The 25,830-nt window shown below is 47.3% G+C and carries 23 protein-coding genes; 12 read left to right on the forward strand and 11 right to left on the reverse strand.

Annotation, left to right across the window (positions count from 1 at the left end; translation table 11 throughout):
• Positions 1-10: 10 nt before the first annotated feature.
• Positions 11-2,761, reverse strand: coding sequence for an autotransporter assembly complex protein TamA (locus ACVLR6_RS08415; protein WP_104488918.1), 2,751 nt, complete (start codon positions 2,759-2,761; stop codon positions 11-13).
• Between the two features lie 177 nt (positions 2,762-2,938).
• Here ACVLR6_RS08415 and ACVLR6_RS08420 point away from each other — a divergent pair, with 177 nt between their 5' ends.
• Together ACVLR6_RS08420 and coq7 are read left to right on the forward strand one after the other, a co-directional pair.
• Positions 2,939-4,258 (forward strand): MFS transporter, encoded by a 1,320-nt coding sequence (locus ACVLR6_RS08420; RefSeq protein WP_016659084.1) that lies wholly within the window; start codon positions 2,939-2,941, stop codon positions 4,256-4,258.
• A 4-nt stretch (positions 4,259-4,262) separates the two neighbouring features.
• Complete coding sequence (coq7, locus tag ACVLR6_RS08425; protein ID WP_005178679.1) at positions 4,263-4,898, forward strand: 2-polyprenyl-3-methyl-6-methoxy-1,4-benzoquinone monooxygenase; 636 nt, start codon at positions 4,263-4,265, stop codon at positions 4,896-4,898.
• A gap of 168 nt (positions 4,899-5,066) precedes the next feature.
• On the opposite strand, the gene ACVLR6_RS08430 is transcribed toward coq7, so the two are convergent.
• From ACVLR6_RS08430 to ACVLR6_RS08445, 4 genes are all read right to left on the reverse strand, one after another.
• Positions 5,067-5,504 (reverse strand): 2-amino-4-hydroxy-6-hydroxymethyldihydropteridine diphosphokinase, encoded by a 438-nt coding sequence (locus ACVLR6_RS08430; RefSeq protein WP_005178682.1) that lies wholly within the window; start codon positions 5,502-5,504, stop codon positions 5,067-5,069.
• Positions 5,461-5,841 carry a dihydroneopterin aldolase gene (gene folB / locus ACVLR6_RS08435; RefSeq protein WP_016659086.1) on the reverse strand — a complete coding sequence of 127 codons (381 nt, stop codon included), beginning with the start codon at positions 5,839-5,841 and terminating at the stop codon, positions 5,461-5,463. Before folB ends, ACVLR6_RS08430 begins: the two co-directional genes overlap by 44 nt.
• Before the next feature lie 118 nt (positions 5,842-5,959).
• Entirely contained in the window at positions 5,960-7,258 is a 1,299-nt protein-coding gene (locus tag ACVLR6_RS08440) for an ABC1 kinase family protein (RefSeq protein WP_075166870.1), read from the reverse strand.
• 59 nt (positions 7,259-7,317) lie between these two features.
• Entirely contained in the window at positions 7,318-8,091 is a 774-nt protein-coding gene (locus ACVLR6_RS08445) for a HesA/MoeB/ThiF family protein (RefSeq protein WP_168397732.1), read from the reverse strand.
• Positions 8,092-8,385: 294 nt separating this feature from the next.
• Between ACVLR6_RS08445 and ACVLR6_RS08450 the strand changes: the two genes are divergently transcribed.
• Positions 8,386-8,886: a pyridoxamine 5'-phosphate oxidase family protein gene (locus ACVLR6_RS08450; protein WP_168397733.1), complete on the forward strand. Its 501-nt coding sequence runs from the start codon at positions 8,386-8,388 to the stop codon at positions 8,884-8,886.
• 181 nt (positions 8,887-9,067) lie between these two features.
• Here the strand turns inward: ACVLR6_RS08450 and ACVLR6_RS08455 are convergent, their stop codons facing one another.
• The 3 genes from ACVLR6_RS08455 to ACVLR6_RS08465 all read right to left on the reverse strand — a co-directional run bounded on the left by ACVLR6_RS08455 (position 9,068) and on the right by ACVLR6_RS08465 (position 13,092).
• Positions 9,068-10,708, reverse strand: a complete 1,641-nt coding sequence (locus ACVLR6_RS08455; RefSeq protein WP_168384382.1) for an AMP-binding protein — start codon at positions 10,706-10,708, stop codon at positions 9,068-9,070.
• A gap of 298 nt (positions 10,709-11,006) precedes the next feature.
• Positions 11,007-12,143, reverse strand: coding sequence for an acyl-CoA dehydrogenase family protein (locus ACVLR6_RS08460; RefSeq protein ID WP_005178699.1), 1,137 nt, complete (start codon positions 12,141-12,143; stop codon positions 11,007-11,009).
• 178 nt (positions 12,144-12,321) lie between these two features.
• The gene (locus tag ACVLR6_RS08465; RefSeq protein ID WP_005178702.1) at positions 12,322-13,092 is read right to left on the reverse strand and encodes a 3-hydroxyacyl-CoA dehydrogenase; all 771 of its coding nucleotides are present in this window, start codon (positions 13,090-13,092) and stop codon (positions 12,322-12,324) included.
• A 159-nt stretch (positions 13,093-13,251) separates the two neighbouring features.
• Between ACVLR6_RS08465 and ACVLR6_RS08470 the strand changes: the two genes are divergently transcribed.
• From ACVLR6_RS08470 to ACVLR6_RS08480, 3 genes are all read left to right on the forward strand, one after another.
• Positions 13,252-14,271 carry an AraC family transcriptional regulator gene (locus ACVLR6_RS08470; protein ID WP_016659091.1) on the forward strand — a complete coding sequence of 340 codons (1,020 nt, stop codon included), beginning with the start codon at positions 13,252-13,254 and terminating at the stop codon, positions 14,269-14,271.
• Between the two features lie 223 nt (positions 14,272-14,494).
• Entirely contained in the window at positions 14,495-14,845 is a 351-nt protein-coding gene (locus ACVLR6_RS08475; protein WP_005178707.1) for a hypothetical protein, read from the forward strand.
• Positions 14,846-14,994: 149 nt separating this feature from the next.
• Positions 14,995-15,906 carry a bestrophin family protein gene (locus ACVLR6_RS08480; protein ID WP_005178708.1) on the forward strand — a complete coding sequence of 304 codons (912 nt, stop codon included), beginning with the start codon at positions 14,995-14,997 and terminating at the stop codon, positions 15,904-15,906.
• Here ACVLR6_RS08480 and prmC read toward each other — a convergent pair.
• Together prmC and prfA are read right to left on the reverse strand one after the other, a co-directional pair.
• Entirely contained in the window at positions 15,903-16,730 is an 828-nt protein-coding gene (prmC, locus tag ACVLR6_RS08485; protein ID WP_075166875.1) for a peptide chain release factor N(5)-glutamine methyltransferase, read from the reverse strand. The two genes, ACVLR6_RS08480 and prmC, sit on opposite strands and share 4 nt — an antisense overlap.
• The gene (gene prfA / locus ACVLR6_RS08490; RefSeq protein ID WP_005178710.1) at positions 16,730-17,818 is read right to left on the reverse strand and encodes a peptide chain release factor 1; all 1,089 of its coding nucleotides are present in this window, start codon (positions 17,816-17,818) and stop codon (positions 16,730-16,732) included. The genes prmC and prfA overlap by 1 nt, the downstream gene beginning before the upstream one ends.
• Positions 17,819-18,176: 358 nt before the next feature.
• On the opposite strand from prfA, the gene ACVLR6_RS08495 reads away from it, so the two are divergent.
• The 4 genes from ACVLR6_RS08495 to ACVLR6_RS08510 all read left to right on the forward strand — a co-directional run bounded on the left by ACVLR6_RS08495 (position 18,177) and on the right by ACVLR6_RS08510 (position 21,262).
• Positions 18,177-18,599, forward strand: coding sequence for a glycine zipper domain-containing protein (locus tag ACVLR6_RS08495; protein WP_005178713.1), 423 nt, complete (start codon positions 18,177-18,179; stop codon positions 18,597-18,599).
• Positions 18,600-18,822: 223 nt separating this feature from the next.
• A complete protein-coding gene (locus tag ACVLR6_RS08500; RefSeq protein ID WP_005178715.1) occupies positions 18,823-19,326 on the forward strand; it encodes a glycine zipper domain-containing protein in 504 nt (167 codons plus the stop codon).
• A 150-nt stretch (positions 19,327-19,476) separates the two neighbouring features.
• Positions 19,477-20,472, forward strand: a complete 996-nt coding sequence (locus tag ACVLR6_RS08505; RefSeq protein WP_005178716.1) for an LLM class flavin-dependent oxidoreductase — start codon at positions 19,477-19,479, stop codon at positions 20,470-20,472.
• A gap of 220 nt (positions 20,473-20,692) precedes the next feature.
• Positions 20,693-21,262: an NAD(P)/FAD-dependent oxidoreductase gene (locus ACVLR6_RS08510; protein WP_005178717.1), complete on the forward strand. Its 570-nt coding sequence runs from the start codon at positions 20,693-20,695 to the stop codon at positions 21,260-21,262.
• Between the two features lie 183 nt (positions 21,263-21,445).
• On the opposite strand, the gene ppsR is transcribed toward ACVLR6_RS08510, so the two are convergent.
• On the reverse strand, positions 21,446-22,282 hold the full coding sequence (ppsR, locus tag ACVLR6_RS08515) for a posphoenolpyruvate synthetase regulatory kinase/phosphorylase PpsR (RefSeq protein WP_104488923.1): 837 nt from the start codon (positions 22,280-22,282) through the stop codon (positions 21,446-21,448).
• A gap of 155 nt (positions 22,283-22,437) precedes the next feature.
• On the opposite strand from ppsR, the gene ppsA reads away from it, so the two are divergent.
• Together ppsA and ACVLR6_RS08525 are read left to right on the forward strand one after the other, a co-directional pair.
• Complete coding sequence (gene ppsA, locus ACVLR6_RS08520) at positions 22,438-24,816, forward strand: phosphoenolpyruvate synthase (RefSeq protein ID WP_005178721.1); 2,379 nt, start codon at positions 22,438-22,440, stop codon at positions 24,814-24,816.
• Between the two features lie 66 nt (positions 24,817-24,882).
• Complete coding sequence (locus tag ACVLR6_RS08525; protein ID WP_104488924.1) at positions 24,883-25,677, forward strand: RDD family protein; 795 nt, start codon at positions 24,883-24,885, stop codon at positions 25,675-25,677.
• The last annotated feature ends 153 nt before the right edge of the window (positions 25,678-25,830 follow it).

Here is a 25,830-nt window from a genome sequence, read left to right on the forward strand (position 1 = left end):
AATCTTAATTTTATAATTGCGAGCCAATAAAGAAATGCAGACGAATTGGATGATTCTCATCCGAAATGCCCGAAGCGACATCGACCCGAATCGGGCCAATTGGTGATGCCCAGCGTACCCCTAAACCGACACTGTATTCGGTCGGATTGCTAAAATCGGCATCATAGGCATTACCAAAATCGCTAAAAATTGCTGCGCGCCAGCCTTCCCTGAATTGATAGTTATATTCCAGTGAGCCCACCCCAAGTGCTTGTCCACCAATTTTAAAGCCATCAATTTGCGGAGACAGGCTCTTAAAGTCAAAACCGCGAATGGTCTGATCCCCACCGGCAAAGTAACGCAGATTATAAGGCACTTTGCTAAAATCTTCGGTCACGATATAACCCAAATCGGCACGACCGACAAACTGATGATCGTTATTTTCACCCAGAGAATAAATAAAACGCCAGCCGGCATTCAAAATTGCCATATCAGCATCGGACAACAGACTTTCACTGCCAAGTTCAACTTTATAAATCTGCTTGAAACCACGGGTCGGATTGACACGCGGGCTGCTGTCGGTGCGCGACAGTTCATAACCGAACAGTAAAGACTGCTGTTCGGTGGAACCATTACCAATAAAGGCGTCAGGAATCTTGTCAATATCGACCACACCGTTCTGGGTTAAACGGTCCAGACGGTAACGCAGACCATAAGCATGTTGCCAGCTGCCACGCGGGTTTTTAATAATCCGGTCGGCGCCGGCCACTGCCGATTCAATTAACAGGTCATTGCCGGCAGAAACATCGCTACGCTCTTCACGCTCATAACCGGCCACCAAAGTAATATAGTCATTCAGTGGATGATTATAGGGAATGCTATAGCGGCCATCTAAAGACTGGCGGATTTCAGATAGTTCCAGGTTGGCATCGAAGGAGTGACCACGACGGTTAACAATGGCCCGGCGATACTGGCCACGTACACGCATTCCGGTATCTGTGCCATAACCGGCACCAACTTCTGCACTGTTCAGCTTATCGGCGTTCAAAGTCACAATCACCGGAATTTTCTTTTCCAGACGTGCCTGTTCTTTTAGCCGCTCTTCTTCTGATTGCTGGGTTTCCTGTTCGACCCGCAGCTGACGGATGTTTTCATTCTGCTCGGCTTCCTGAGTGCCGGCAAACTGGTCTTCATCCACCACTGACTGGGTCACTTCTTCAGTCGAGCTTAAATCTTTCTGGTCCTGAACCGGCTGGAAGTCTTCAGCGGAAAGTTTGCGCTGATCAACCAGGGCCTGAATATCCGGTGGCAACTCTGTTGGGCGTTCCAGCGGATCGGGACGCATGGTATCGACCAACGTATAGTTAAAATAACGTGAGTTGGTCAGGTTATTGGCCAGACCATTGACCCGCCAGAAAGTATAATCGGCGCCATCTTCCCACGGCACCATGCTTTCCAGAATATCCATATCCAGAGGAAATTCTTTGCTCGGATCGCTCATCCGGAACTGGGCCGGCCCCAACGTATAACGCTCGCCGGTTTCATAGCGCAGATTAATATCGGCAGTATTTTGCGGCTGCGCCACTTTCACGTCATGCAGGCGCCAATAGCCATCAAAGAAACCGTTATTGGAGGCAGCATCATTAATCCGGGTTTTGGTCTCTTCATACAGACCGTGGTGAAACACATCGCCCACATCCTGATCGGGCAGGACGCGAATTACCTGGAACTGTGCCAGATTCTCACCTGGGCCGCTAAATTCAATATTCTGCTCCTGCACACGCACCGGTGTATTTGGTGTGACCAGAACCCGCACCCGGCTGTCATTCAGCTTTTCAAACTTGAATTCGGCATGATAAAAGCCGACGGCCTGTGCCGCCTGATTAGATAAAGAACGCAGCTGTGGTAAAGCCGAGGGAAAATCGGCAAAAGATTCCTGGGTAAAACTGGACAGTTTGCCGCGCACATTGGCACGCAGATTTTCCAGTGCCGTGGCATAGGCCTCTGCGGAAACTTCACCACTATTTTCGGCGCCGGTAATCACCACATCGGCACTAATCCGGGGCACCCGTGCAGTATTTAACTCACGCGGTGGACGTACCTTATACAGCAAGCGCCGGAAAAACCCCGGTTTATCGGCATCGGCCACTTCTGTATTCAGGCCCAATTCAGTCAGGGTTCGGCCGGAGGTATTCGCTTCCACCACAATCTGGCTGTCGGCGCGAATACTGTCCATGAGCTGGTCGACATTGACCGGAGACTGGTTAATTTCGGCCAGTTCCTGCTGGGTGGCATCATTAATTAGTACTTCGGTATTCTGCTCGGCGCGATACTGGCGTGCTTCCTGTTTGGCCTGTTCAGCGATCTGGAAAATTTCTGCGGCCATATTGGCATCGACCGGCATTACCGGTAAATCATCCAGATTTTCCAGTTCAATTGGCTGAAAAGCGGCTATCGGTTCACTGCTATTTTGCTGCTGTTGCAACATCTCCAGACTGTCCGGCTCAGTGCTGGGCACCTGAAAATTCTCAATTTTTTCTAATTCTTCAGGGGTATCTTTGCCTTGGCTGAGCGCCAGATCGCGAATTTCCTGTTTCATGTCGGCCGATGCGACCGGATCGCTCGCCGGTTCCGCCACTGCGGGAGGATTTTGACTAAAGCCCTGCTGTGCGACTAAACTTAAAAAGATGCTCAGACAAAGTTGTCTGGAATGCCTCCACTGAATTATGGCATGCATACTGTTAGACAGCGCAGACTTTTTAAAAGTTCGGTTCACAAGCATAGAAAACTCTAAATTTAATCTTTTTAATGGAAAAATCCGCAATGAAATGTTCGCTAACAGACTCTAATTTATTGGATTTTTTCAACAGTGAAAACACTGCAAAATATCATACATGATTTTCGGGCAATTATATCAATTGGTCACATTTCTTAATAAAACTAATGAAGTCCACTTCTTATGGAAAAAAATGAAAATTTGCTAGCCACACGACGCTTCTTGCCCATGTTCTGTACCCAGTTTCTGGGCGCGCTGAATGACAACGTGTTTAAGCAGGCTTTGCTGCTGGTGATTACCTATGGCTGGATCAGTCAGCAATCTGGCAGTATCAGCACCCTGAATAATCTGGCGGCACTGCTGTTCATTTTGCCCTATTTTATTTTCTCGGCCACAGCCGGACAAATTGCCGATAAATATGAACGCTCGCAGCTGGTGCGTTATTTAAAACTGCTGGAAATTGCGGTGATGTTACTGGCCACGGTCGGCTTCCTGATTGGCAACTTATGGTTGCTGATGTTTGCCCTGTTTTTAATGGGTACCCAATCGACCTTTTTTGGTCCCATCAAATATGCGATTTTGCCAGAAATCCTGAAACCGAATGAGTTGATGTCGGGAAATGCGCTGTTCCAGTCCGGCACCTCAATTGCCATTCTGGTCGGGATGATTCTAGGCGGCGCGGTGATTTCCCTCTCCGCTGGTAATTTACTCTGGATCAGCCTGACCGTGCTGGCTATTGCCGTGGTCGGTTATCTTGCCAGCCGTTTTATTTTAAAACAGCCGATTGCTGCACCGCAGTTACAGGTGGACTGGAACTTTTTCCGTACCAGTATTCAAACCTTAAAATATGCCAAAAACCTGCCGCTGATTTTTCTGATTTTACTCGGTAACTCCTGGTACTGGTTTTATGGCGCGACGTATCTGACCCAAATTCCGCAGCTGACCCAGCAAAACCTGCATGCTTCTGAAAATGTGGTCAGCTTATTGCTAACTTTCTTCTCGGTCGGGATTGGTGTCGGTTCATTACTCTGTCGTAAAATTGGCGGCACCGAGGTAAATATCAAGATGGTGCCGATTGGTGCAGTCGGTTTAACCGTATTTGCATTTTATCTGGCCGCCGCCCTGGCCTTTGTACCACCACAAACTGGCGAACTGCTGGGCTTAAGCGAAGTCTTTCAGCAAGGCTGGAGTTATTATCATGTGATGCTGGCCGTGACTTTGCTCGGTATTAGCGGCGGTTTTTATATTGTGCCCCTATATGCCATGATGCAGGCCTATTCACCGCGCTCGCATCGTGCCCGGGTGGTGGCAGCCAATAACATTTTAAATGCGATTTTTATGGTTTCTTCAGCCATCTTCTCGATTATTATTTTAAGCGTGCTGCAAATTGACCTTAAAATTCTGTTTTGTATTACTGCTGTTTTAAGCGCCATATTCACCATCTGGCTCTTGTTTAAACTCAAGTCTATGCTTGATACTGCAGCAGACCCTCTGGAGGATTAAATTCATGCGTCATTACACCGGTCTCGACAAGTTTATTCATTCATTTGATCAGGCCTTACGCAGCCTGGTTCCGGGTGTCACCTCGGCTCAGCGCGATAATCCTGGGCAAAATACTCCAACTCAATTAGCAGTGAGTGAAGCGCGTCATGTGGCGGGATTAATGCGGGTCAATCATAGTGGTGAAGTTTGTGCGCAGGCGCTGTATCATGGTCAGGCACTGACAGCGAAGCTCCCCAATGTACGCCGCGAAATGGAACAGGCCGCCATTGAAGAACAGGATCATTTGGCCTGGTGTGAAGACCGTTTAAAAGAACTGGATAGCCATACCAGCCTGCTCAATCCGGTCTGGTACGGACTATCTTTTGGCATGGGCGCTATTGCCGGAATTGCCGGAGATAAATATAGCTTAGGTTTTGTCGCTGAAACTGAGCGTCAGGTCAGCCTGCATTTAGAAGATCATATTCGTCAATTGCCAGCACATGATGAACGCTCGCGCAAAATTCTGGAACAAATGAACGAGGATGAGCTGCATCATCGTGATACGGCGCTAAATGCAGGCGGGGTTGATCTCCCTGCGCCTGTACGTATTGCTATGACCGGTATTTCAAAACTGATGACCAAGACTAGTTATTATATTTAAGCGTTTTATCTTCATCATGTTTGATGAAAGATTCCAAAAACAGCCTGCATCCTCGCAGGCTGTTTTATCATGCGTGTGCAAGCTTAAGTAAAATCAACACGACCAATTTATCTACTTAATTTAAAAAGCCCGGTATAAAACCGGGCTTGCTGATGAGTCATGTCATCTTCACGCTGAACATTGAATCACAGGAAATGGATGGGGCTGGTGGGCAAATGCCGCATTGTGCCACAGCTCAAACATCGGGATTTTTACATCCAGCGCCAGCGGTAATTTCTTTGGATTAAATTGCATTTGCTCCAGGCTTGTCCCCCAAGCAATTAAATCCACATCTAAACTGATTTGATGTGAAGGTCGTACCCGCCCGGAATCTGCTTCTAACTGTTTTAGCAAGGCCAGAATCTGCTCGACACTGTGTTCACTCTTGAGCAGACAGGCGGCATTCCAGTAATCCGCACCAATCCCATCCCGGCACGGAATCAGATAAATCGAGGAACACTGCAAACGCCCCAAACGCGACAGCGCAGCAAATGCCTGTTGAAAATGCTGTTCAGGATGAGAATTACTCGCCAGTGCTAGGGCGAAAATCGTTTCGGTGGCGTTCAAGACGAATTCCTACAGATTGGGCTTGCGGGATAATGGCAGGCTTGCGGATGCTAATCATAATCGATTCAACTGTAGGATAGTGAGCAAAAAGTGCATCCAGCACCAGCTTTGCTGCATGTTCAATCAATTTTGGCTGAGCGGCCTGAATCACTTGCGCAGAAATTTCGCAAATTTCGGCATAGTTCAGGGTATCTTCCAGTTCATCAGAACAGGCAGCCTGCTCCAGACTGCACTGAATGCTTAAGTCCAGCAGCAAAGGCTGGATAATCTGACGCTCCCAGTTAAAACAGCCCACCACTGTTTCGACCTTTAAGCCTTCAATAATAATTGCGTCCATCGGATTACTCGGGCGTGTATAACGTGAATCATCGCCTGCCTGCTACATTAGCATCACGTGTCACTTTGCGATGTAGCAGCAACAGCTTGTTATATAAACGCTGGGCGATGTCTATAAATTAATGTTTGAGCAGCAGATTTGGGTCCATACTTTGTACCATCTGCAAGCGCTGGTCGGCATAAATGTCAGTATACGGCGCCAGGATACGCATGAAACGGTCAAAGTACAGCATTTGCTTGAACAGCAGCGCAAAATCACGCGGGAAACGGATGCCATGACGTTCACCAACCGCCACCATATCCATCATGATGTCATTTAAATCGGCCGGATTTGAACTGAGGATTTCCTGGGGATCGGCCAGCAATACACCACTAAACAGACGTTCCAAATCTTGCGCCAGAATTTTAGTGTCAATCTGGGTATCGGTCATGCCCATTTTCAGCATGTTTTCCGCCATCAGCGTGTAGTCGGTATTCTGCAAGGCATCCATAAAGGCGATACAAGCGGTCCAGACTTCCGGCTTCAGCTGCCCGACAATCCCAAAATCAATAAAACCGACGCGGCCATCTTCCAGCAACATCAGGTTGCCGGCATGCAGGTCGGCATGGAAACTGTTACACATCATCAGGCTGCCAAACCAGGTATTCATGGCGGTAATTAACACCTGCGACGGGTCTTTGGCGTACTGCTTCACCACTTCAAAATCGGTTAAAGGCACCCCGAAAAGACGCTGCATGGTCAACACCCGGCGAGTGGAATACTGATGATACACCTTTGGCGCTGTTGCGGCCTGATTCTGGGTCAGGTTCAGATAATTGACAAAATCATCCAGGTTTTTGGCTTCTTCAATAAAGTCGACTTCGCGCACCATACGGACTTTAATTTCTTCGACAATATCAGCCAGAGAGGCGAATTTTACTTTTGGTACGGCTTTTTCCAGCAGCTTGGTGGCCCAGTGCAGCACATTCAGGTCAGTATATAAAATGGTTTCCACACCCGGTTTCTGGACTTTAATCACCACATCTTCGCCCGAGACCAGCTTGGCAGCATGCACCTGGGCAATGGAAGCCGAAGCCAGCGGGGTTTCATCAATCGAGGCAAAAATTTCGCCTAAATCACGCCCGGCGAATTCTGAAGCCAGCACCTGCTGTACATAGCTAAACGGCAATGATGGAGTTTGATCTAAACAGCCCTGAAACTCTTCCACATACTCACGTGGAAACAAAGATGGCGTGCTGGCAATAAACTGCCCCAGCTTGATATAGGTTGAACCGAGCGATTCAAAGGTTTCACGCATCAGTTTGGCATTGCTGGGTTTTTCAGTCGCATATTTCAGGCCGGCTTTGGCCGCCACGACTGCCGTTTCGCCCATACGCGCCACGGAACGAAGGCCATCTAACCAGATATTGTTTTTCATAATGTCTTCGATGAAATTAAATTTGAGTCAGTGTAGCAAAAAATTGGTGTCAGATAGATTTATCTTGCCTGACAGCATGGGCAATTTCGGTCTTTTTCAAACGCCAGCAGGCGCTGTTTTAAACTCAGCCCATCCCAGAGCAGCAGCTTCTGTTTTAACGCAGCAATTCCCAGACCTAAATAGATCAAGGTATGATGCGCCTGTAAACTGGCCATCACATTCGGAGTCGTGGCCAGCACACCGGAATCGGCGCAGCGCAGGCTTTCATTGGCCTGATCTTCTTTTGGAAACAGGCATTCATAACAAGCCGAATCGCCTTCCACCATAAACAGCTGGCCCTGAAAACCAATAGCCGAGGCGCTAATCAGCGCCACCTGATGCTGCACACAAACACGATTGACCAGATAACGGGTACTGAAATTATCACAGCCATCTAAAACCAGATCCTGCTGGGCAATCAGTCCGATAGCATTGCTGTCATCCAGTTTGGCTGTGATGGCATGTACCTGAATATGCGGATTAATCTTTTGCAGACGCTTGGCCAGAATGTCGGCCTTATAGAAGCCTAAATCTTCTGTGCTATAGGCAATTTGACGTTGCAAATTACTGATTTCAATCGTATCGGCATCAATGAGGGTGATTTTTCCGACCCCGGCGCGCGCCAACAGTTCAGCACTGCTACAGCCGATACCGCCACAGCCGACAATCAGCACATTGGCCAGTTTTAATTTTTCCTGCGCTTCGATGTCCCAGCCATCCAGCAAAATCTGGCGACTATATAAATGCATTTCTGCATCGCTCAGTTCCTGCCAGTTATCCTCAAGTGTCACCATTTATCTTCCTGTTTTTTGCTGGCTATAGTGTAATTCGATTGATTTTTTTTAACAGCCTTACCCACTGTTTTTTCGGTGTTCGCCGCCCTTCGTTTTATGTATAACCTCTTGGTCTGGATGATATGTAAACAACTGTCTTGCCTGATGCGCTTTTGTTGAGCGCAGATATTGTTTTACCCTGAATCTGTATGAGTTAGGTGAGACCGCTACGCGAAGCACAAAAATCGTTTTACTCTGCTTGTGAATGAGTTCTTTTGCGTAAAAGCGCATTTACTGACATCAGGAGCAAAGCACATGAACGATCAACATAACCGCGACAAATTATGGGAACTGATTAAAGATGTACGCTTCACCATGATCAGTCACCACACCGAAACCCAAGAAATTCATGCACAGCCAATGACCATGCTCAATTCTGAAAAGCTGCATGAACGTCAGAATTTGTATTTTATTTTGCGTGACAGCAATGATCTGGTTACAGCAGTGACCAACGGCCGTAACCAGATTGGTCTGGCGTTCTCCAAACCCTCAGACGGGATTTATGTGTCGATGAGTGCACATGCGCAAATCAGTACAGATCGTGCCCTGATTGATCAGCTCTGGAATCCATGGGCGGAAAACTGGTTTAACGGCAAGGATGATCCTTCGGTGCGTGTTCTGGTGGCAGAAGCGATTAGTGCCGAATACTGGAATGTCACCGACAATAAAGTCACCCAGTTATTTAAAGTACTGAAAGGCAATCTGACCGGTAAAACTGGTGAACCCAATTCTGAACACCAGAAAATGGATTTATAACAGCCACATATACGCCTTGAAATAGCCATAAAAAAAGTCACGCTTTGACCTGTATTTTGCAGATTCTTGCGTGACTTTTTATAGATAAAAATAAAACTGATAAAAATCAATATCAAGAAACCAAATGTAATGACATACAAATTACATAAATTAAATAATTTTAATTGTCTTCTATCTCCTCTTAACTGACTTTTTCCAACAGTATCTGTTTATCAATTTCCTGCTGCTTAAGGATATTGCGTTGAATCTTGCCGCTGGAGGTTTTGGGTAAAGCCTCGACAAATTCAATCTCTTTCGGATAAGCATGTTTGGATAAACGTGAACGCACATAATGCTGTAGTTTTTGTTCCAGTGCCGGACTTGCAGCAAATTGTGCTTTTAGCACCACAAAGGCTTTAACGATTTCAGTACGCGCCGGGTCCGGTTTACCCACCACGGCTGATTCCAGCACTTCCTCGCATTCCAGCAAGGTGCTTTCGACATCAAACGGTCCGACCCGATAGCCCGAAGTTGTAATGACATCGTCTGCACGCCCAATAAAATCAATTCCGCCCAGCTCATTTAAACGCACCGTATCACCGGTTAAATAGTACTGGCCCACAAAGGATTTACGGTTATGTCCGGCATAGCCTTTAAACCACATTAATGGAGATTGTGATTCATCCAGCGCCAGCGTGCCAATTTCACCCGCGGCAACTTCCTGATGCTGTGCATTTAATACCGCAAAACGATGTCCCGGAATGGCATAACCGGCCGAGCCCACTTTTTTGTGATGTTCCAGCGCATGATGATTGGCAATCACCATGCCCAGTTCAGTTTGTCCGTACTGATCGTAAACATTGACCTCGAGATCCTGTTTAAACCAGTGAATAACTTCTGGGGTTAGTGGCTCACCGGCACTGCTGACCACGCGCAAGGTTTTAGGTACACCGGCAAATTTTTCTTTAAAGCCAAAGAACATACGAAAGGCTGTTGGCGAACCGGCCAAATTGCTGACCTGATATTTTTGAATGACTTCCAGTGCATGATCGACACTAAATGGTCGTTCATCCATGATAATACTATGCCCCAGACTGAGCGGCCCGGTAATGCCATAATACAACCCATAGGCCCAGCCCGGATCGGCCAGATTCCAGAACGAATCTTCAGCACGTAAATCGACCGCATACTGCATATAACCTTTAAAGGCCAGCAAGGCTTTTAAAGGCACCGGCACCGATTTTGCCAGACCCGTGGTACCCGAAGTAAACATCATCAGGAAGTCATCTTCAAAGCTGCGCAGTACCGGCTCAAAACTGGCAGAATGCTGATTCAGCTGCTGCCAGAAATCGGCATCACCTGTTCCAGCCGCTTCAGCACCGACGGTTAATATACCAATCTGCTGCAATGAACTGAGTTTGGCGCGTTGCTCGGTATGGGTCACAATAAACCGGGTATTGGCAGCCTCCAGCCGGTGTTCAATCGCTTTCGATTCAAAGGCTGTAAATAGCGGCTGATAGACCGCGCCCATCCGCCAGGTGGCCAATACGGTAATCAGTAATTCCGGAGTACGTGGCAGCAGACCGGCAATACAGTCGCCTGCTTTTAAACCCATGGCCTGAAAATAATTGGCCAGCTTGCCCGAAGCCTCAGCCAGCTGATCAAAGCTCCAACGAGCTGATTCACCCTGCTTACCTTCCCAGATCAAAGCGGTGTGCTGCTGTCCAGAATATCGGCCACAGCATTCGGTATAGGCATTCAGTGCCTGTGCCGTTCCCTGTAACTGGGTAGCAATCAGTTGTTCCAAATTAAAATCTTGATAGGCGTCTTGCAACGTTTTCATGGGGGCAACCTCTTATCCTTCGGGGCGATTAATCTGCAAAAACATCCGTATTGCAGAACGTGTTCCTTGTTGTTTTCATGCCATCGGGCTGATGGTCTGCAATCCATCCGACTGCAGGGTTATTTCTTATACGGCTATTTTTAGATTGTACCCATGCAAAGCGGTCTTCACATGGGAGATGGGTTAGATGATGAATAACATCTTATGCTTCAGTTCAGCATAAGGAGGGCACCACAGCAATTTCCATTGGCCTCAATCGTGATGCCGTGTTTGGACATATTGCTGTATCAACGCCGGTTTAAGACTGGGTCACAGCCCGGGCAATCACCAAACGCTGAATATCCGAAGCGCCTTCATAAATCTGGCTAACCCGAACATCGCGGTAAATCCGTTCTACCGGGAAGTCGGACACATAACCATAACCGCCATGAATCTGGATGGCATCGGAGCAGACGCGCTCTGCCATGGTTGAAGCAAACAGTTTGGCCATCGAAGCCTCTTTTAAACACGGTAAACCGGCATCTTTTAAGCTGGCTGCATGCAAAATCAACTGACGCGCCGCTTCAATTTGCGTGGCCATATCGGCCAGACGAAAAGCCACTGCCTGATGTTGCACGATCTCAACCCCAAAGGCTTTACGTTCATTGGCATATTCCACGGCGGCATCTAAAGCAGCACGCGCCATCCCCACCGATTGGGCAGCAATCCCGATCCGGCCTGACTCCAGATTGGACAAAGCAATTTTATAGCCTTCGCCTTCCTGACCGAGCAGATGATCAGCTGGAATACGGCATTGATCCAGCACAATAGTCGCCGTATCGGAACAATGCTGCCCCATTTTGTCTTCTAAACGCGACACGATATATCCGGGGTTCTCGGTCGGGACCAAAAAGCAGGAAATGCCTTTTTTGCCAGCAGATTTATCGGTCACAGCAAAGACCAAAGCCAGCTGGGCGTGTTTACCGGTGGTAATAAACTGCTTAGTGCCATTTAATATCCAGCTGTCACCATCACGTTCAGCCTTGCATTCGATGGCACTAGCATCGGAACCGACTTGCGGTTCGGTCAGGCAAAAACAGCCTAACCATTCACCGGTCGCCAGTTTGGTCAGATAATGCTGTTTTTGCGCTTCAGTGCCATAACGCTGAATGATGCCGCACGGTAAAGAGTTTTGCACACTCACAATCGTCGAAATCGCACCATCTCCTGCGGCAATTTCCTCTAAAGCCAGCACCAGCGAGATATAATCCAGACCGGCACCACCCCACTGTTCCGATACAGTCATACCCAGTGCACCTAAAGCGCCCAGCTCTTTCAGTTCCTGTGCCGGAAACTGTGCGGTTTTATCGCGTTCGGCTGCGGTCGGTTTCAATTTCTCCTGCGCATAGCTACGCATCATGTCCTGAACCATTTTTTGTTGTTCATTTAAAATCATTGCTTTCTCGTTCTCATTACGTTGGATTCGGCTGAAGTACGCTGGCTGATCTAAAAACTTGGGGGATGGTCTAGCTGCAGCATCAGCACGACAACCAGACCAGATGGGTTTATCTTATTTTTATTTACTTAGGCTATTTATTTAACCCAGCAAAGGGCTGCTTTTTTAAGCATTGTACTTATTTAGGCTGCATCCGGATCGCACCATCCAGACGAATCACCTCACCATTCAAATAGCCATTTTCAAAAATCTGTCCTACCAACTGGGCAAATTCATGTGGCTTAGCCAGACGCGGTGGATATGGCACCATCTGCCCCAAAGCATCCTGCACATGCTGTGGAAAGGCTTTCAGCATTGGTGTTTCCATAATCCCCGGTGCAATGGTCATCACGCGGATCGATTCACGGGCCAGTTCACGCGCTAGCGGCAAGGTCATCGCCACAATCGCACCTTTGGACGCAGAATAGGCCGCCTGACCAATCTGTCCTTCATACGCCGCCACTGAAGCGGTATTGACAATTACACCGCGCTCTTCTTCACCAGCTTGCAGTTGATATTTGGCCATCAGCTGCGCAGCAAAACGAATCATGTTAAAGCTGCCACTGACATTAATGTCCAGCACTTTCTGGAACATGCTTAAGCTATGTAAGCCTTCTTTGCCCAGCACTTTGGCTGAAGGTGCGATGCCGGCACAGTTGACCAGACCATTTAACTGGCCATAGTGCTGCTCAATCTCGGCAAAGAATTGCTCTACCGCGGCTTCATCGGTCACATCCAGCGCCTTAAACTGGGCTTTTTCACCCAATTGCTGTGCCATTTGCGTACCCAGCTCCTGATTCATATCGACCAGAATGACATTGGCCCCCTGCTCCACCAGATACTGTGCAGTAGCAGCGCCCAAACCAGATGCACCACCGGTAACCACACATACTTTTCCTTGAATCTTCATTTTATTTTCCCAAATAGTTTTGTTATCAATGACACATACTCGACTTAAGATGCAGAGTAATCAGACTCCAGCTTGAGTACAATTTCCAAATACAGCATCATGCATGATGCCTTTGAACAATAGCATTTTTAACATAATTTTAAATTGAATAGACACGCGATGACGCCATCCCATTTGCATTATAGTAAAGGCACCATTTCTATTGCACTGGTGCATGAAGCACTGCAAGCCGCCCAGCAGCAAGGGGTGGAAATTCACTCCATTCTGACCCGGGCCGGTATTCCGCTGGAGCTGATGCATTCGGCCAAAGCGCGGGTGTCGGTGCTGCAATATGGGCAGCTGTGGATTGCCCTGGCCGATGCCATGAATGATGAGTTTTTTGGTATGGACAGCCATCCGCTGCGCCGTGGCAGTTATCGTTTATTGTCCAAATGGGTCTACTCTGCCGATACCATTGAAACCGCACTGAAAGAGATTCTAAAGTTTTTCAACCTGATTCTGGATGATCTGCGCGGGGAACTGCAGCTCAACAAAGATGCTGCTGTGCTGACCCTTCATGATCGGGCGCAGCCCAAAGCCATGTTCAGTTATGCGACTTATTTAATGCTGGTGCATAGCCTGATCTGCTGGCTCAGTGGACAGCGCATTGCCATTCAAAAAATCGAACTAAAATGCCCGGCTCCAAGCGATGATGCAGATTATCGGGTGCGCTTTTGTGAAAACATTCGCTATGAACAACCCGACAACCGAATCTATTTTGATGCGCAGGCTTTGGGTCTAAAAATCAAGCAGGATGAGCGCAGCTGGAAACGCTTTTTACAGCAAACCCCGTATAACCTGCTGGTGCGTTTTAAAAATCCGCATGCGTTAAGCACGATGATTCGCAAACAACTGATGCAGCGTCCGCCAAGTGAATGGCTGGAACTGCATGAACTGACCCGACAACTGAATATGTCAGGCGCCACTTTTCAGCGCCGTTTAAAACAGGAAGGTACCAGCTATCAGCAACTGAAAAATGAAATCCGCCGCGATACCGCGATTGAACTGCTATCGAAAACCGAGCTATCGCTACAAGATATTAGTGAACGGCTGAATTTTCATGATCCAAGTGCCTTTCACCGAGCCTTTAAAAAGTGGACTGGCTTAAATCCGGGGGCCTACCGGCAGAATCAAAGCTAGCCGTTATTTATGCTGATATTTTTAACTCAGAACTTTTAAATATAAGTTGCAATATGAAGCACTTGGCATTTCAAGTGCAGTATTTGAACCGGTCATTCATCGTAACAGCATTGCCAATCACACCAAAATAGATTAATTTTCACTCAATTTATCGCATAGATTCTATGCAATTTTGGCTGTAATCCCTCCTCCTCCTTGTTGTACTCCATCTTTAGAGGTTCCCATGCTTAAGATGATTGATGTGCTTGCACAAAATCTGGTTCAAAATTTTAATCACGCACTTTCTACTCCTTCAGAGCAACTTGATGAATTGCTGAATCAAGGCATTCTCAACACCTCTGAAGATCAGTTACGTAATGCGATGGCGGCATTTTTTGATCGTGAAGATGCGCTAGAAGCGGCACAAGCCTTAGATATTCCTCAGGAAGATCTGCACGCCTTACAAGCAGGCTTAGCACTTAAAGATGAAAACCTGAGCGAAACGGCAAAAATTGTAGCGCTGTGTCTGGCTTTAGAAACCGATAGCCTGGCTCAAGTGGAAGTATCTGACTGTCTGCAAGATTATCCAATGTAAATCTTGAGCAGTTACCCAACGCCTTATTCAAGTGACGCTACGGCGTCACTTTTTTTGACTGGATTATACTGAATCATCCCAACGTATACGGCTTGCATTGCCTTGTCCGGCTATGGAACACTACGGCTGAGCATCCGCGCAGAAGCACTATGATTATTCGGGATAAAAGCAACAGTTTCGCATTACTTTTTGCATGGTCAGGCACCATCTTGCCCAAGGTCATGCCGGCCTTAATGATGGTGGTGTTCATTTCCACCGTGCTGGTCTATCTGTCCTCGCATCATTATGTACAGGCGCCGGCCGTGCCCGCGATTGGCTTTACCATTTTCGGGGTTATCCTGTCGATTTTCCTCAGTTTCAGAAATACTGCCAGTTATGAACGCTGGTGGGAAGGCCGCAAATTATGGGGGCAGCTGATTGCCACCTCACGCCATCTTGCCCGTGATTCCTATGTGTTGCCGCCCGCCGAACGTCAGGTGCTGATGTATCGGGTAATGCTGTTTAGCAATTTACTGAAAAACCGGCTGCGCACCCAGAATGAGCCGATTGATTTTTATCATAACAAGGTCAATTTAAGCCCGGCCGATTATCAGGCGCTGTTTGGGCATATTAATGCCGCCCAGTTTATTCTGGAACAGATTCAGAAAGATCTGGTCAAGGCCCTGCACAGCGGCGAACTGTCAGATATTGTCTATCATGGCCTGAACAAGCACATTATCAGCTTAGGGGATATTCAGGCCGGTTGTGACCGGATTCTGACCACACCGTTACCTTTTTCGTATTCGGTATTGCTACACCGCACCGTGTACTGTTTCTGCTTTATTCTGCCTTTTAGTTTAGAGGCGAATTTAGGTATCTGGACCCCCATTCTGGTGGGATTGATTGCCTATCTGTTTTTGGGCTTGGATGCCTTAAGCGAACAGCTGGAAGAACCGTTTGGCCTGCAAGACAATGACCTGCCACTGAGTGCCATGGTCCGGCTAATCGAACGGGAAATGCTGAGTGCCTTGGGTGAAGAATTACCTCCGGCCATTCAGGCGATTAAAGGCAACCTGACTTAATCGCCGAGTTGGCCGATAGTCACCCGATCATTACCGCCATAATCCAGAATGGTGCGTACCGCAACAAAACCGGCATCGTTAAAGATATTTTGCACAGCTACTGCCTGATCATAACCATGCTCTACAGCAATCCAGCCTTGCGGTTTTAACCAGTGCTTGCCTTGCTGAATAATAATCTCAAGATCAGATAAGCCCTGCTTGGCCGCCACTAAGGCCCGTTCAGGTTCGGTGGCCAAATCTTTCATATGTACATCATCAGCCGCAATATACGGTGGATTCGACACAATCAGATCAAACCTCGGCTCGGCAGGAACGCCTAAAGCAGCAAACCAGGCGCCCAGCTTAAACTCTACCCGCTCCAAGTTATGCGTCTGCGCATTTTCTTTGGCAACCGCCAGAGTCGGCGGATAGATATCGGTTGCAGTCACCTGCCAATCCGGACGTTCCGATGCCAAGGCCAAGGCAATCGCACCGGTGCCGGTACCCAAGTCGATAATCGCCGCTTGTGCCGGTAAATCCAGTTGCAAACAGCTTTCTACCAGTACTTCGGTATCTGGTCTTGGCACCAGGGTATCTGGTGTGACTTTTAAATCCAGTGTCCAGAATGGCTGTGAACCGGTGACATAGGCCAAGGGTTCACCTGCTTCAATCCGGGCAATACCCGCAAGATATTGCTGTTCCTGTTCTGGGCTTAGCTCACGATCGGCCTGATATTTCAGCGCCAAGGCAGATAAACCTAGAATATGCTCCAGTAGCCAGAGATTTTCCTGACGTTCGTAGCTGTCTGCTACGCCACGAATGGCCAGTGCATCGGCAATTTTCATTAGCCACCATTTTGCTGGGCAAGTAACGCCAGCTGATCGGCCTGATATTCACGGTGCAGGCTGTCCAGCAATTCGGTTAAATCACCTTCCATCACTGCATCTAACTTATATAAAGTTAAGTTAATACGATGATCGGTCATCCGCCCTTGCGGATAGTTATAGGTGCGAATACGCTCGGAACGGTCACCGGAACCGACCAAGTCACGACGCATTTCCGAAGTGGCAGCATCTGCTGCAGCACGTTTGGCATTTTCCAGACGTGAGGCCAATAAGGCCATGGCTTTGGCTTTGTTCTTGTGCTGCGAACGTTCTTCCTGACATTCCACTACCGTTCCGGTTGGAATATGGGTAATACGCACCGCAGAGTCAGTTTTGTTGACGTGCTGACCACCGGCACCCGACGCGCGGTAGGTATCAATACGTAAATCTGCCGGGTTAATATCAACTGTAGTATCGACATCAATTTCAGGCAAAATAGCCACGGTACAGGCGGACGTATGTACACGGCCTTGCGATTCAGTTGCCGGAACACGCTGGACACGATGTGCGCCACTTTCAAATTTCAGGCGGCCATAGACCCCGTCACCATTAACCAGACAAATCACTTCTTTATAGCCGCCGTGTTCGCCTTCGTTTTCTGACAGCACTTCAATACGCCAGCCTTGAGATTCGGCATATTTGCTGTACATGCGGAATAAATCGCCGGAGAAAATTGCTGCTTCATCACCACCGGTGCCGGCACGAATTTCCAGATAGGCCGAGTTGGCATCATTCGGATCTTTAGGAATCATCAGGATGTTTAAATCCGCTTCCAGCTGTTCAATCAATGCCTTGTTTTCCTTGATCTCTTCCTGCGCCATCTCTTTAAAGTCAGGATCGGACAGCATTGCTTCAGCCGTTTCAATATCGGCTTCGGCCTGGGTATATTTGCCCCAGACTTCGGTAATTTCGCTCAGGTCATTGTGTTCGCGCGACAGCTGGCGAAAGCGTTTGTTATCGGAAATGACTTCAGCATCGGCCAAGAGTGCTGTTAATTCTTCGTGACGGTCAGAAAGTTGATCTAATCGTAAACGTAACGATTCTTTCATTGTGCAAATTATCTCAATATACAGGCTGTCGCCCTAATTCAATAAGGCCAGCGAAATCAAAAAATTGCCATAGTTTAACGATTCTGGCCAGCAAATAACATCTTTATTCGTAGCAGAAACTGCGTGGTTGATGGCCAAATCCGGCAAATACGCTACAGCGTGCAAGAGATGCATCCTGCCTCTTTCAATTTAAAGTCTGGGCTGCCGATAAAATCGACAGTTTTAATACAACTTATACAAAGCCGAAACCAAAGCACTGAATTATGAAGGTGCCTCTCCATATTTGCAGGGAATCCTTTTGTTACATTTACTGCCATCAAATGACATTAAAAAGTCCGCTCTTGGACATGGAGTGAATATGAAACTCAATGCTGTTTTATTAAGTGCAACGCTTGCTGCCACTTCTTTCATGACGGTGAATGCACATGCTGACAATGCGACCCGTGTAGCTGCAGCCAGTGCCTTAGGTAGTGTCGCAGGTACAGCCTTAGGTAAAAACATGGGCGGTACCACGGGTGCAACCATTGGTGCGGCTTTAGGTGGTGCAGGTGGCGCAGCTGTAGCCAGTAACAAACGCCATCGTACTGAATCTGCCATTGGCGGTGCCTTAGGTGGCGGTGCGGGTTATACCGTGGGTCAGAACATGGGCGGTACTAACGGTGGTTATATTGGTGCAGCGCTCGGTGCAGCCGGTGGTGCAGCGCTGGGTAACAAGATTTCCAAAGATAAAGAATACGACCGTTACCAGGAACGTAAATGGAAGAAAAAACGTCGTCGTTAATTCTCCCCTTGTAAAAAAAGCATCTTCAGGATGCTTTTTTTACGCCTGGGATTTCATTTTTTCAGTAGATGGATGAGGAGGCAATTATGAAGAGATTCGACAGAAAAATTACACAGCGTTGACCAAAATTAGCATTTTGACACCTGTGCCCTCCACGATCTTTTCTCAAAGTTTTTCTACATTAAAGTCAAGACAAATTGAATGTGCTCTTTGGAGTGTAACCATGAAGATCAACAAAATTTTATTGAGTACAGTACTGGCCAGCTCAGCGCTTATGATGGGTACAGCACACGCCGACAACAACACCCGTGTCGCAGTAGGTTCCGCTTTAGGTGGTGTGGTCGGTGCAGCCATTGGCCAGCAAATGGGCGGCTCAACCGGTGCGTTAATTGGTTCTGCCTTGGGTGGTGCCGGTGGTGCAGCAGTCTCTGCCGATAAACGTGACCGCAATGGTGCAGCCATTGGTGCCGCTTTAGGTAGCGCTGGTGGTTATAGTGTCGGTAAAAACATGGCCGGCAGCAATGGTGGTTATATTGGCGCAGCCTTAGGTGGTGGTGCCGGTGCAGTGTTAGGTACCAAAGTCAGCGAAGATCGCCGTTATGATGACCGTTATGATCGTCGCTACGACAGCCGTGGCTACCGTTACAACGACTATCGTTATAATGACCGTTACCGCAGTGATAATGGCCTGCATCTGGGTCATTATAAAAACGGAAAACGCCGTTAATTTCAAAGTTCAGAATCTAAACCTATCACAAGCACCCTCGGGTGCTTGTGTTGTTTTACACGATGAAACCTTATATCGAAAAAAAGCGATATACAAACATCGGGACACAACGTATGCTGTGAGCCATAGATATGTGAATAGAGAACGCCAATGCGCAGTTTAAAAGACACACAATTTTCCATTCTGGAACTGGCACCGGTTCGTGACGATAAAACCATTCAATTTTCCCTGCATCATGCGCTAGAGCTGGCGCAACGGGCAGAAAAACTGGGCTATGCCCGCTTCTGGCTGGCTGAACATCATAATATGGACGGCATTGCCAGCTCGGCCACAGCGGTGCTGCTCGGCTACATTCTGGCCAACACCCAGACTTTAAAAGTCGGCTCTGGCGGGATTATGTTGCCCAACCACGCCCCTTTAGTGGTGGCAGAACAGTTCGGTACACTGGCTACACTCTATCCGGACCGGATTGAGCTGGGTCTTGGTCGTGCGCCCGGCACTGATCAGACCACCATGCGTGCCTTGCGCCGTGGCCGTCAGGAAACTGAAGACCAGTTCCCGCAAGATGTGCTGGAAATTCTGCACTATTTCAAAGAACCTGAACCGCAGCAACGCATTGTAGCGACGCCGGGACAAGGCACCCATGTTCCGGTCTGGTTACTCGGTTCCAGCCTGTTTAGTGCCCAGCTGGCAGCCCGATTGGGTCTGCCCTACTCGTTTGCCTCACACTTTGCGCCGCGGATGCTCGGTCAGGCCATTCAGCTGTATCGGGATAACTTCCAGCCGTCTGAATATCTAGATCGGCCTTATGTATCGATGGGCGTGCCAACGGTCGTGGCGGCCACCGATGAAGAAGCGCAGTTTTTGGCCACCAGTGCCTATCAGCGGGTTTTAGGTTTAATGCGTGGTCAGAGCCTGAAACTGAAAGCGCCAGTCGCCAGCATGGACGGTTTATGGTCACCGGCTGAAAAAATGTCGGTGGATAACTTCTATGCCATGGGTCAAATTGGCTCACCTTCGACTGTTAAAGCCGGCTTAGAACAGTTGTTGAGCCGTTATGAGGTCGATGAGTTTATCTTTACCTGTGATGTCTATGACACTGAAAAACGTCTGCAAAACTTTGACTACCTGATGCAGCTCAAATAAGTTTCATCGAGCTGTAATGGAGCCTGTAAACCGTGTGGATTTACAGGCTTTTTTTATTGTGACGGTGAATCTATTCTCGCCCCATCCTGCACTGATATTTTCGTCACCGTGACCGAAATGACTGGCCAGATAGTTAAAGTGCTTTACCTTCCAGCAAGAGCTGACTAAAAATAGAGTAAAACATCTAAATTGATAAAACCAAGAATGAAAGGATGCCCTCATGGTCGTTAAACAGCAGGATACCGGCAAAAGCGTTTTTGAAAATTGTGCAGCAGACTTTCATGCCTTTCAGGGGCTTTGCATCAGTGCCAAAGACAGCAAACAGCATGACTTCAGTCAACGCAGCGTGGCGATTATTGGTGCCAATCAGGACAGTGTCTCGCAGCTGGACAAAATTGCCCAGGTCGCCAGTCAGGTTAAAGTCTTTCAGATTGAACCGCATTTTGTATTACCGAGTACCGAACGCGGTATCCATCGTTTAATCAGCCATCCGCTGGTATTTAAAAACCGCCGGCTGTTTAACAACCGGGTCAAGAATATTCTGGCCTTGCGCTTTTTAGATGCGCAGGTGGTAGATACCTGGCTAAAACGTCAGCTGACCCCGAATATTGCCGATACCCAGCACGCCTATTTTAAATCGGACAGTTATTATGCTGCGCTGCAACGTGATAACTGCCAGTTAATTACCTGGCCCATTGCCCGAATTGCAGAACACAGTATTTATACCATTGATGGCAGTGAATATAAGGTCGATGTGATTATTACGACTCACCGTAATCCGGAAAAGTAAATACAGGTACAAGTAAATTAAAAGAGCGGTAAATTAAGAGAAAAGTGTTATTAATTTTCAAGCCGATGAGAGCAATGGATGAAACAGGATTTTAGACCGTTTTTTTAGTTTTTTAATTTATTTTCAGTCTAATATCCACTGGAATACTGCAGCCTGCAGTATTCCAGTTTTAATAACAATTACTTAACCAATACGACGTTTTAGACCGGTCATTTGCAGGACACGGGTCGAAATTTCTTCAATCGACATTTCAGACACGTTCAGGTATTTAATACCTTCAGAAATATAAATGCCTTCAATGGCGCGTAATTCCATCTGGCACTGGTTAAAGCTGGCATAACGGCTATTGGCTTTACGTTCGGTACGAATTGCCACCAGACGCTCGGCATCAATCATCAAACCGAATAATTTATGTTTATGTGGGCGCAGCACAGCTGGCAAGCGGTTATCGTCCAGATCTTCTTCGGTCAGTGGATAGTTGGCCACACGTATACCAAACTGTAATGACAAATAAATCGAGGTTGGGGTTTTACCAGAACGGGATACGCCAATGAGAATCAGATCAGCTTTGTCATAGTGACGGGTACGTGCGCCATCATCATTGTCCAAAGCAAAATGCACCGCATCAATACGTGCCTTATATGACTCAGAATCTGTCACTGCGTGAGTTTGTCCAACCAAGGTGGTTGGTGGTGTACCCAATTCCTCTGAAAGCTTGCTAATTAAGCCTTCGAACACATCTAGGTTAATCGCTTTTGCAGTGTTAATAATGTCACGCACATATTGATCTACTAGCGTGTCAAAAACCAAAGGCAGTTGACCATCTTGCTGTGCACGCGCATTAATCTCAGTCACCACATTCATTGCCGCTTCTTCAGACGTAATATAAGGATGAATGTGAATATCAAAGTCTACATTTGGAAATTGCGCTAAGAGTGAATGTCCAAGGGTTTCAGCTGTAATTGCAGTTCCATCGGAAATAAAAAAAACACTCCGCTTAATTTGTTTACCTTCGGACATTAAAATTCTCCTTAAACATTTGTCTTAGTGCTATATAATCTTTATAGTAAACTGATCTTACATGACTGTCGCTTAGTTAAATCAAAAAGCTAAGCATATTCAATATAATTTCATGCCAAGATAGTGATTAATACTGCAAAAGTGGAGTAATAACTTTGGAAGCGCGCGTAATTGGTCTAGAAAAATTAGGGAAACACGACGTTGAGCTCGTAGGTGGGAAAAACTCATCTCTGGGCGAAATGATCAGCCATTTGTCTAATGCTGGCGTCTCTGTACCAGGTGGCTTTGCGACAACGGCTCAAGCTTATCGTGAATTTCTCGAGCAAAGTGGCCTAAACGCTAAAATTCAAGCCGAGCTTAAAACGTTAAATGTAGATGACGTCAATGCTCTTGCTGAGACAGGCGCAAAAATCCGTCAATGGATTGTCGACACTCCGCTTACGGCAGAACTTGAAAAAGAAATCCGCGATGCTTTCGCAGAACTTTCTAACGGTAACCCTGACATCGCGGTTGCCGTTCGTTCATCTGCTACCGCAGAAGATTTGCCAGATGCTTCTTTCGCGGGTCAACAGGAAACTTTCCTGAACATCCGTGGCATCGACAACGTCCTGATTGCCATTAAAGAAGTATTTGCCTCTTTGTACAACGACCGCGCAATTTCTTACCGTGTACACCAAAACTTTGACCATGATGTTGTTGCCCTGTCTGCTGGCGTACAACGCATGGTGCGCTCAGAAACAGGTGCCGCAGGTGTAATGTTCACCCTGGATACAGAATCTGGTTTCCGTGATGCAGTCTTTATTACGGCTTCTTACGGTCTGGGTGAAATGGTGGTACAAGGTGCGGTTAACCCTGACGAATTCTATATCTCTAAGCCGCTGTTAAGAGCAGGTAAGCATGCGGTTTTACGTCGTAACCTTGGTTCTAAACACCAGAAAATGATTTATGGTGAAGAAGGTGCGGCTGGTAAATCTGTGGTTGTGGTTGATGTTGAAAAAGCGGATCGTCAACAGTTCGCCTTAAACGATCACGAACTGCAAGAACTGGCAAAACAGGCGTTAATCATTGAAGAGCACTATGGTGCACCAATGGACATCGAATGGGCCAAAGATGGTGATGACGGTTTAATTTACATTGTTCAGGCGCGTCCGGAAACAGTGAAAAGCCGTCAAAACGTGGGCACCATGGAACGCTACCTGCTGAAACAACGCGGCACTGTGTTGTGTGAAGGCCGTTCAATTGGTCAGCGTATCGGTTCTGGTAAAGTTCGCATCGTAACCTCGATTAAAGAAATGGACAAAGTCCAAGACGGTGATGTACTGGTTTCTGACATGACCGACCCGGATTGGGAACCAGTGATGAAACGTGCCGCTGCCATTGTCACGAACCGTGGTGGTCGTACCTGTCACGCTGCGATTATTGCGCGTGAATTAGGTGTTCCTGCAATTGTGGGTTGTGGTAATGCCACTGAAGTCTTGACTGACGGTCAGGAAGTGACAGTATCTTGTGCTGAAGGTGATACCGGTTTCATTTACGAAGGTGCTTTAGATTTTGAAGTACAACGTAACTCAATCGAGTCGATGCCTGCGCTGCCGTTCAAGATCATGATGAACGTGGGTAACCCGGACCGTGCATTTGACTTCGCGCAAATTCCAAACGAAGGCATTGGCCTGGCACGTCTTGAGTTCATCATTAACCGTATGATTGGTGTGCATCCAAAAGCACTACTGAATATTGACAGCTTGCCACGTGAAACACGTGCAGCCGTAATGGCACGTACTGCGGGTTATACTTCTCCAGTTGAATTCTATGTGGAAAAACTGGTAGAAGGTATTTCAACGCTGGCAGCCGCGTTTGCAGACAAGCCAGTCATCGTGCGTATGTCTGACTTCAAATCAAACGAATATGCCAACCTGATTGGCGGTAAGTTATACGAGCCGGAAGAAGAAAACCCGATGCTAGGCTTCCGTGGTGCAAGCCGTTATGTATCAGACAACTTCCGTGACTGCTTCGAGCTTGAATGTCGCGCACTGAAAAAAGTCCGTGATGAAATGGGCTTAACCAACGTACAAATCATGATTCCATTTGTACGTACTGTGGCTGAAGCGAAACGTGTGATGGAACTGCTGGCACAAAATGGCCTGAAACGTGGTGAAAATGGTCTGAAAGTGATCATGATGTGTGAATTACCAACCAACGCCCTGTTGGCTGAGCAATTCCTTGAACACTTCGACGGTTTCTCAATCGGTTCAAACGACTTGACCCAGTTAACCCTTGGTTTAGACCGTGACTCAGGTATTGTTTCTCACCTGTTTGATGAACGTGATGCAGCGGTAAAAGCCCTGCTGTCGATGGCGATTCATGCTTGCCGTAAAGCGGGCAAATATGTCGGCATCTGTGGTCAAGGTCCATCTGACCACCCTGACCTGGCAAAATGGCTGATGGAACAAGGGATTGAATCTGTGTCGCTGAACCCAGACTCAGTATTAGACACCTGGTTCTTCCTTGCTGAAGAAAAAGCTCAACAAGCTTAATAAAACATGTTAAAAAAGACCCATTCATTGGGTCTTTTTTATTTATAGATTTGAGATTTAAACTTTATGCAGATTTACTTGGCACGAAATAATCAACAAGCCGGTCCATATACCCTGGAGCAAGTAAACCAGATGCTTGCCAGCCAGCAAGTGTTACTGACAGATCTTGCATGGCATCAAGGGATGACAGAATGGAAAGCTTTAGGTGAGCTCACCCAAGGTAAACTTGTATATCAACCTGAAGGCTACGAGCCTGCGCCGGCCGCACCAGAAGCATCACCGTTTCAGCAGCCGCAGAATACCGCCAGCTATAACAATTCAAGCCTGAACCAGCCGCAAGCAAAAGCCGCTCAAACCGAACTGGCCTCTATCGGCACGCGCGCACTGGCGAAAATTATTGACCTGTTGCTGTGGTTACCCGCCGCCGCCATTCCATCTTTCTTTTTAACGCAGGACCAGTTTGGTCAACTGTCTGAACTACAACAAAAAATGCAGTCAGCCACCAGCTCTGATCAGGCCGTGCAACTACAGTCGGAACTGTTTCGCCTGATTCCTGCCGATGCCTGGCAAATGATGGCTATTTACCTGCTGATTATGCTCGGGATTCAGGCATTTCTACTGGCCAAAAGTGGACAGAGTATTGGTAAACGTTTAACCAAAATCAAGATTGTCGATGCTGAAGACCACAGCAAAGTAGGCCTGACCCGCGTATTTGCCCTGCGTACCCTGGTTTTCATTATTTTGAATCTGTTATTCATGCCGTTTATTACAATTGCCGATTATATCTTCGCTTTGGGTGAAAAACGTCAGACTTTGCATGACAAACTGGCCAAAACCAAAGTCGTAAAGCAAGAAAAATAAAAGATCAAAAAAGGGATGAAATTTCATCCCTTTTTTATTCATTACATTGATATACAAATAAAAATATTTCGTAAAAAAGTTAATTCCGAGTGACAGAATCGGTTTTTATTACAGTCATTTAAAGCCGCTTTTTGAGTAGCTTAGTTTGTCGAT

The organism is Acinetobacter sp. T63, from assembly GCF_053852345.1.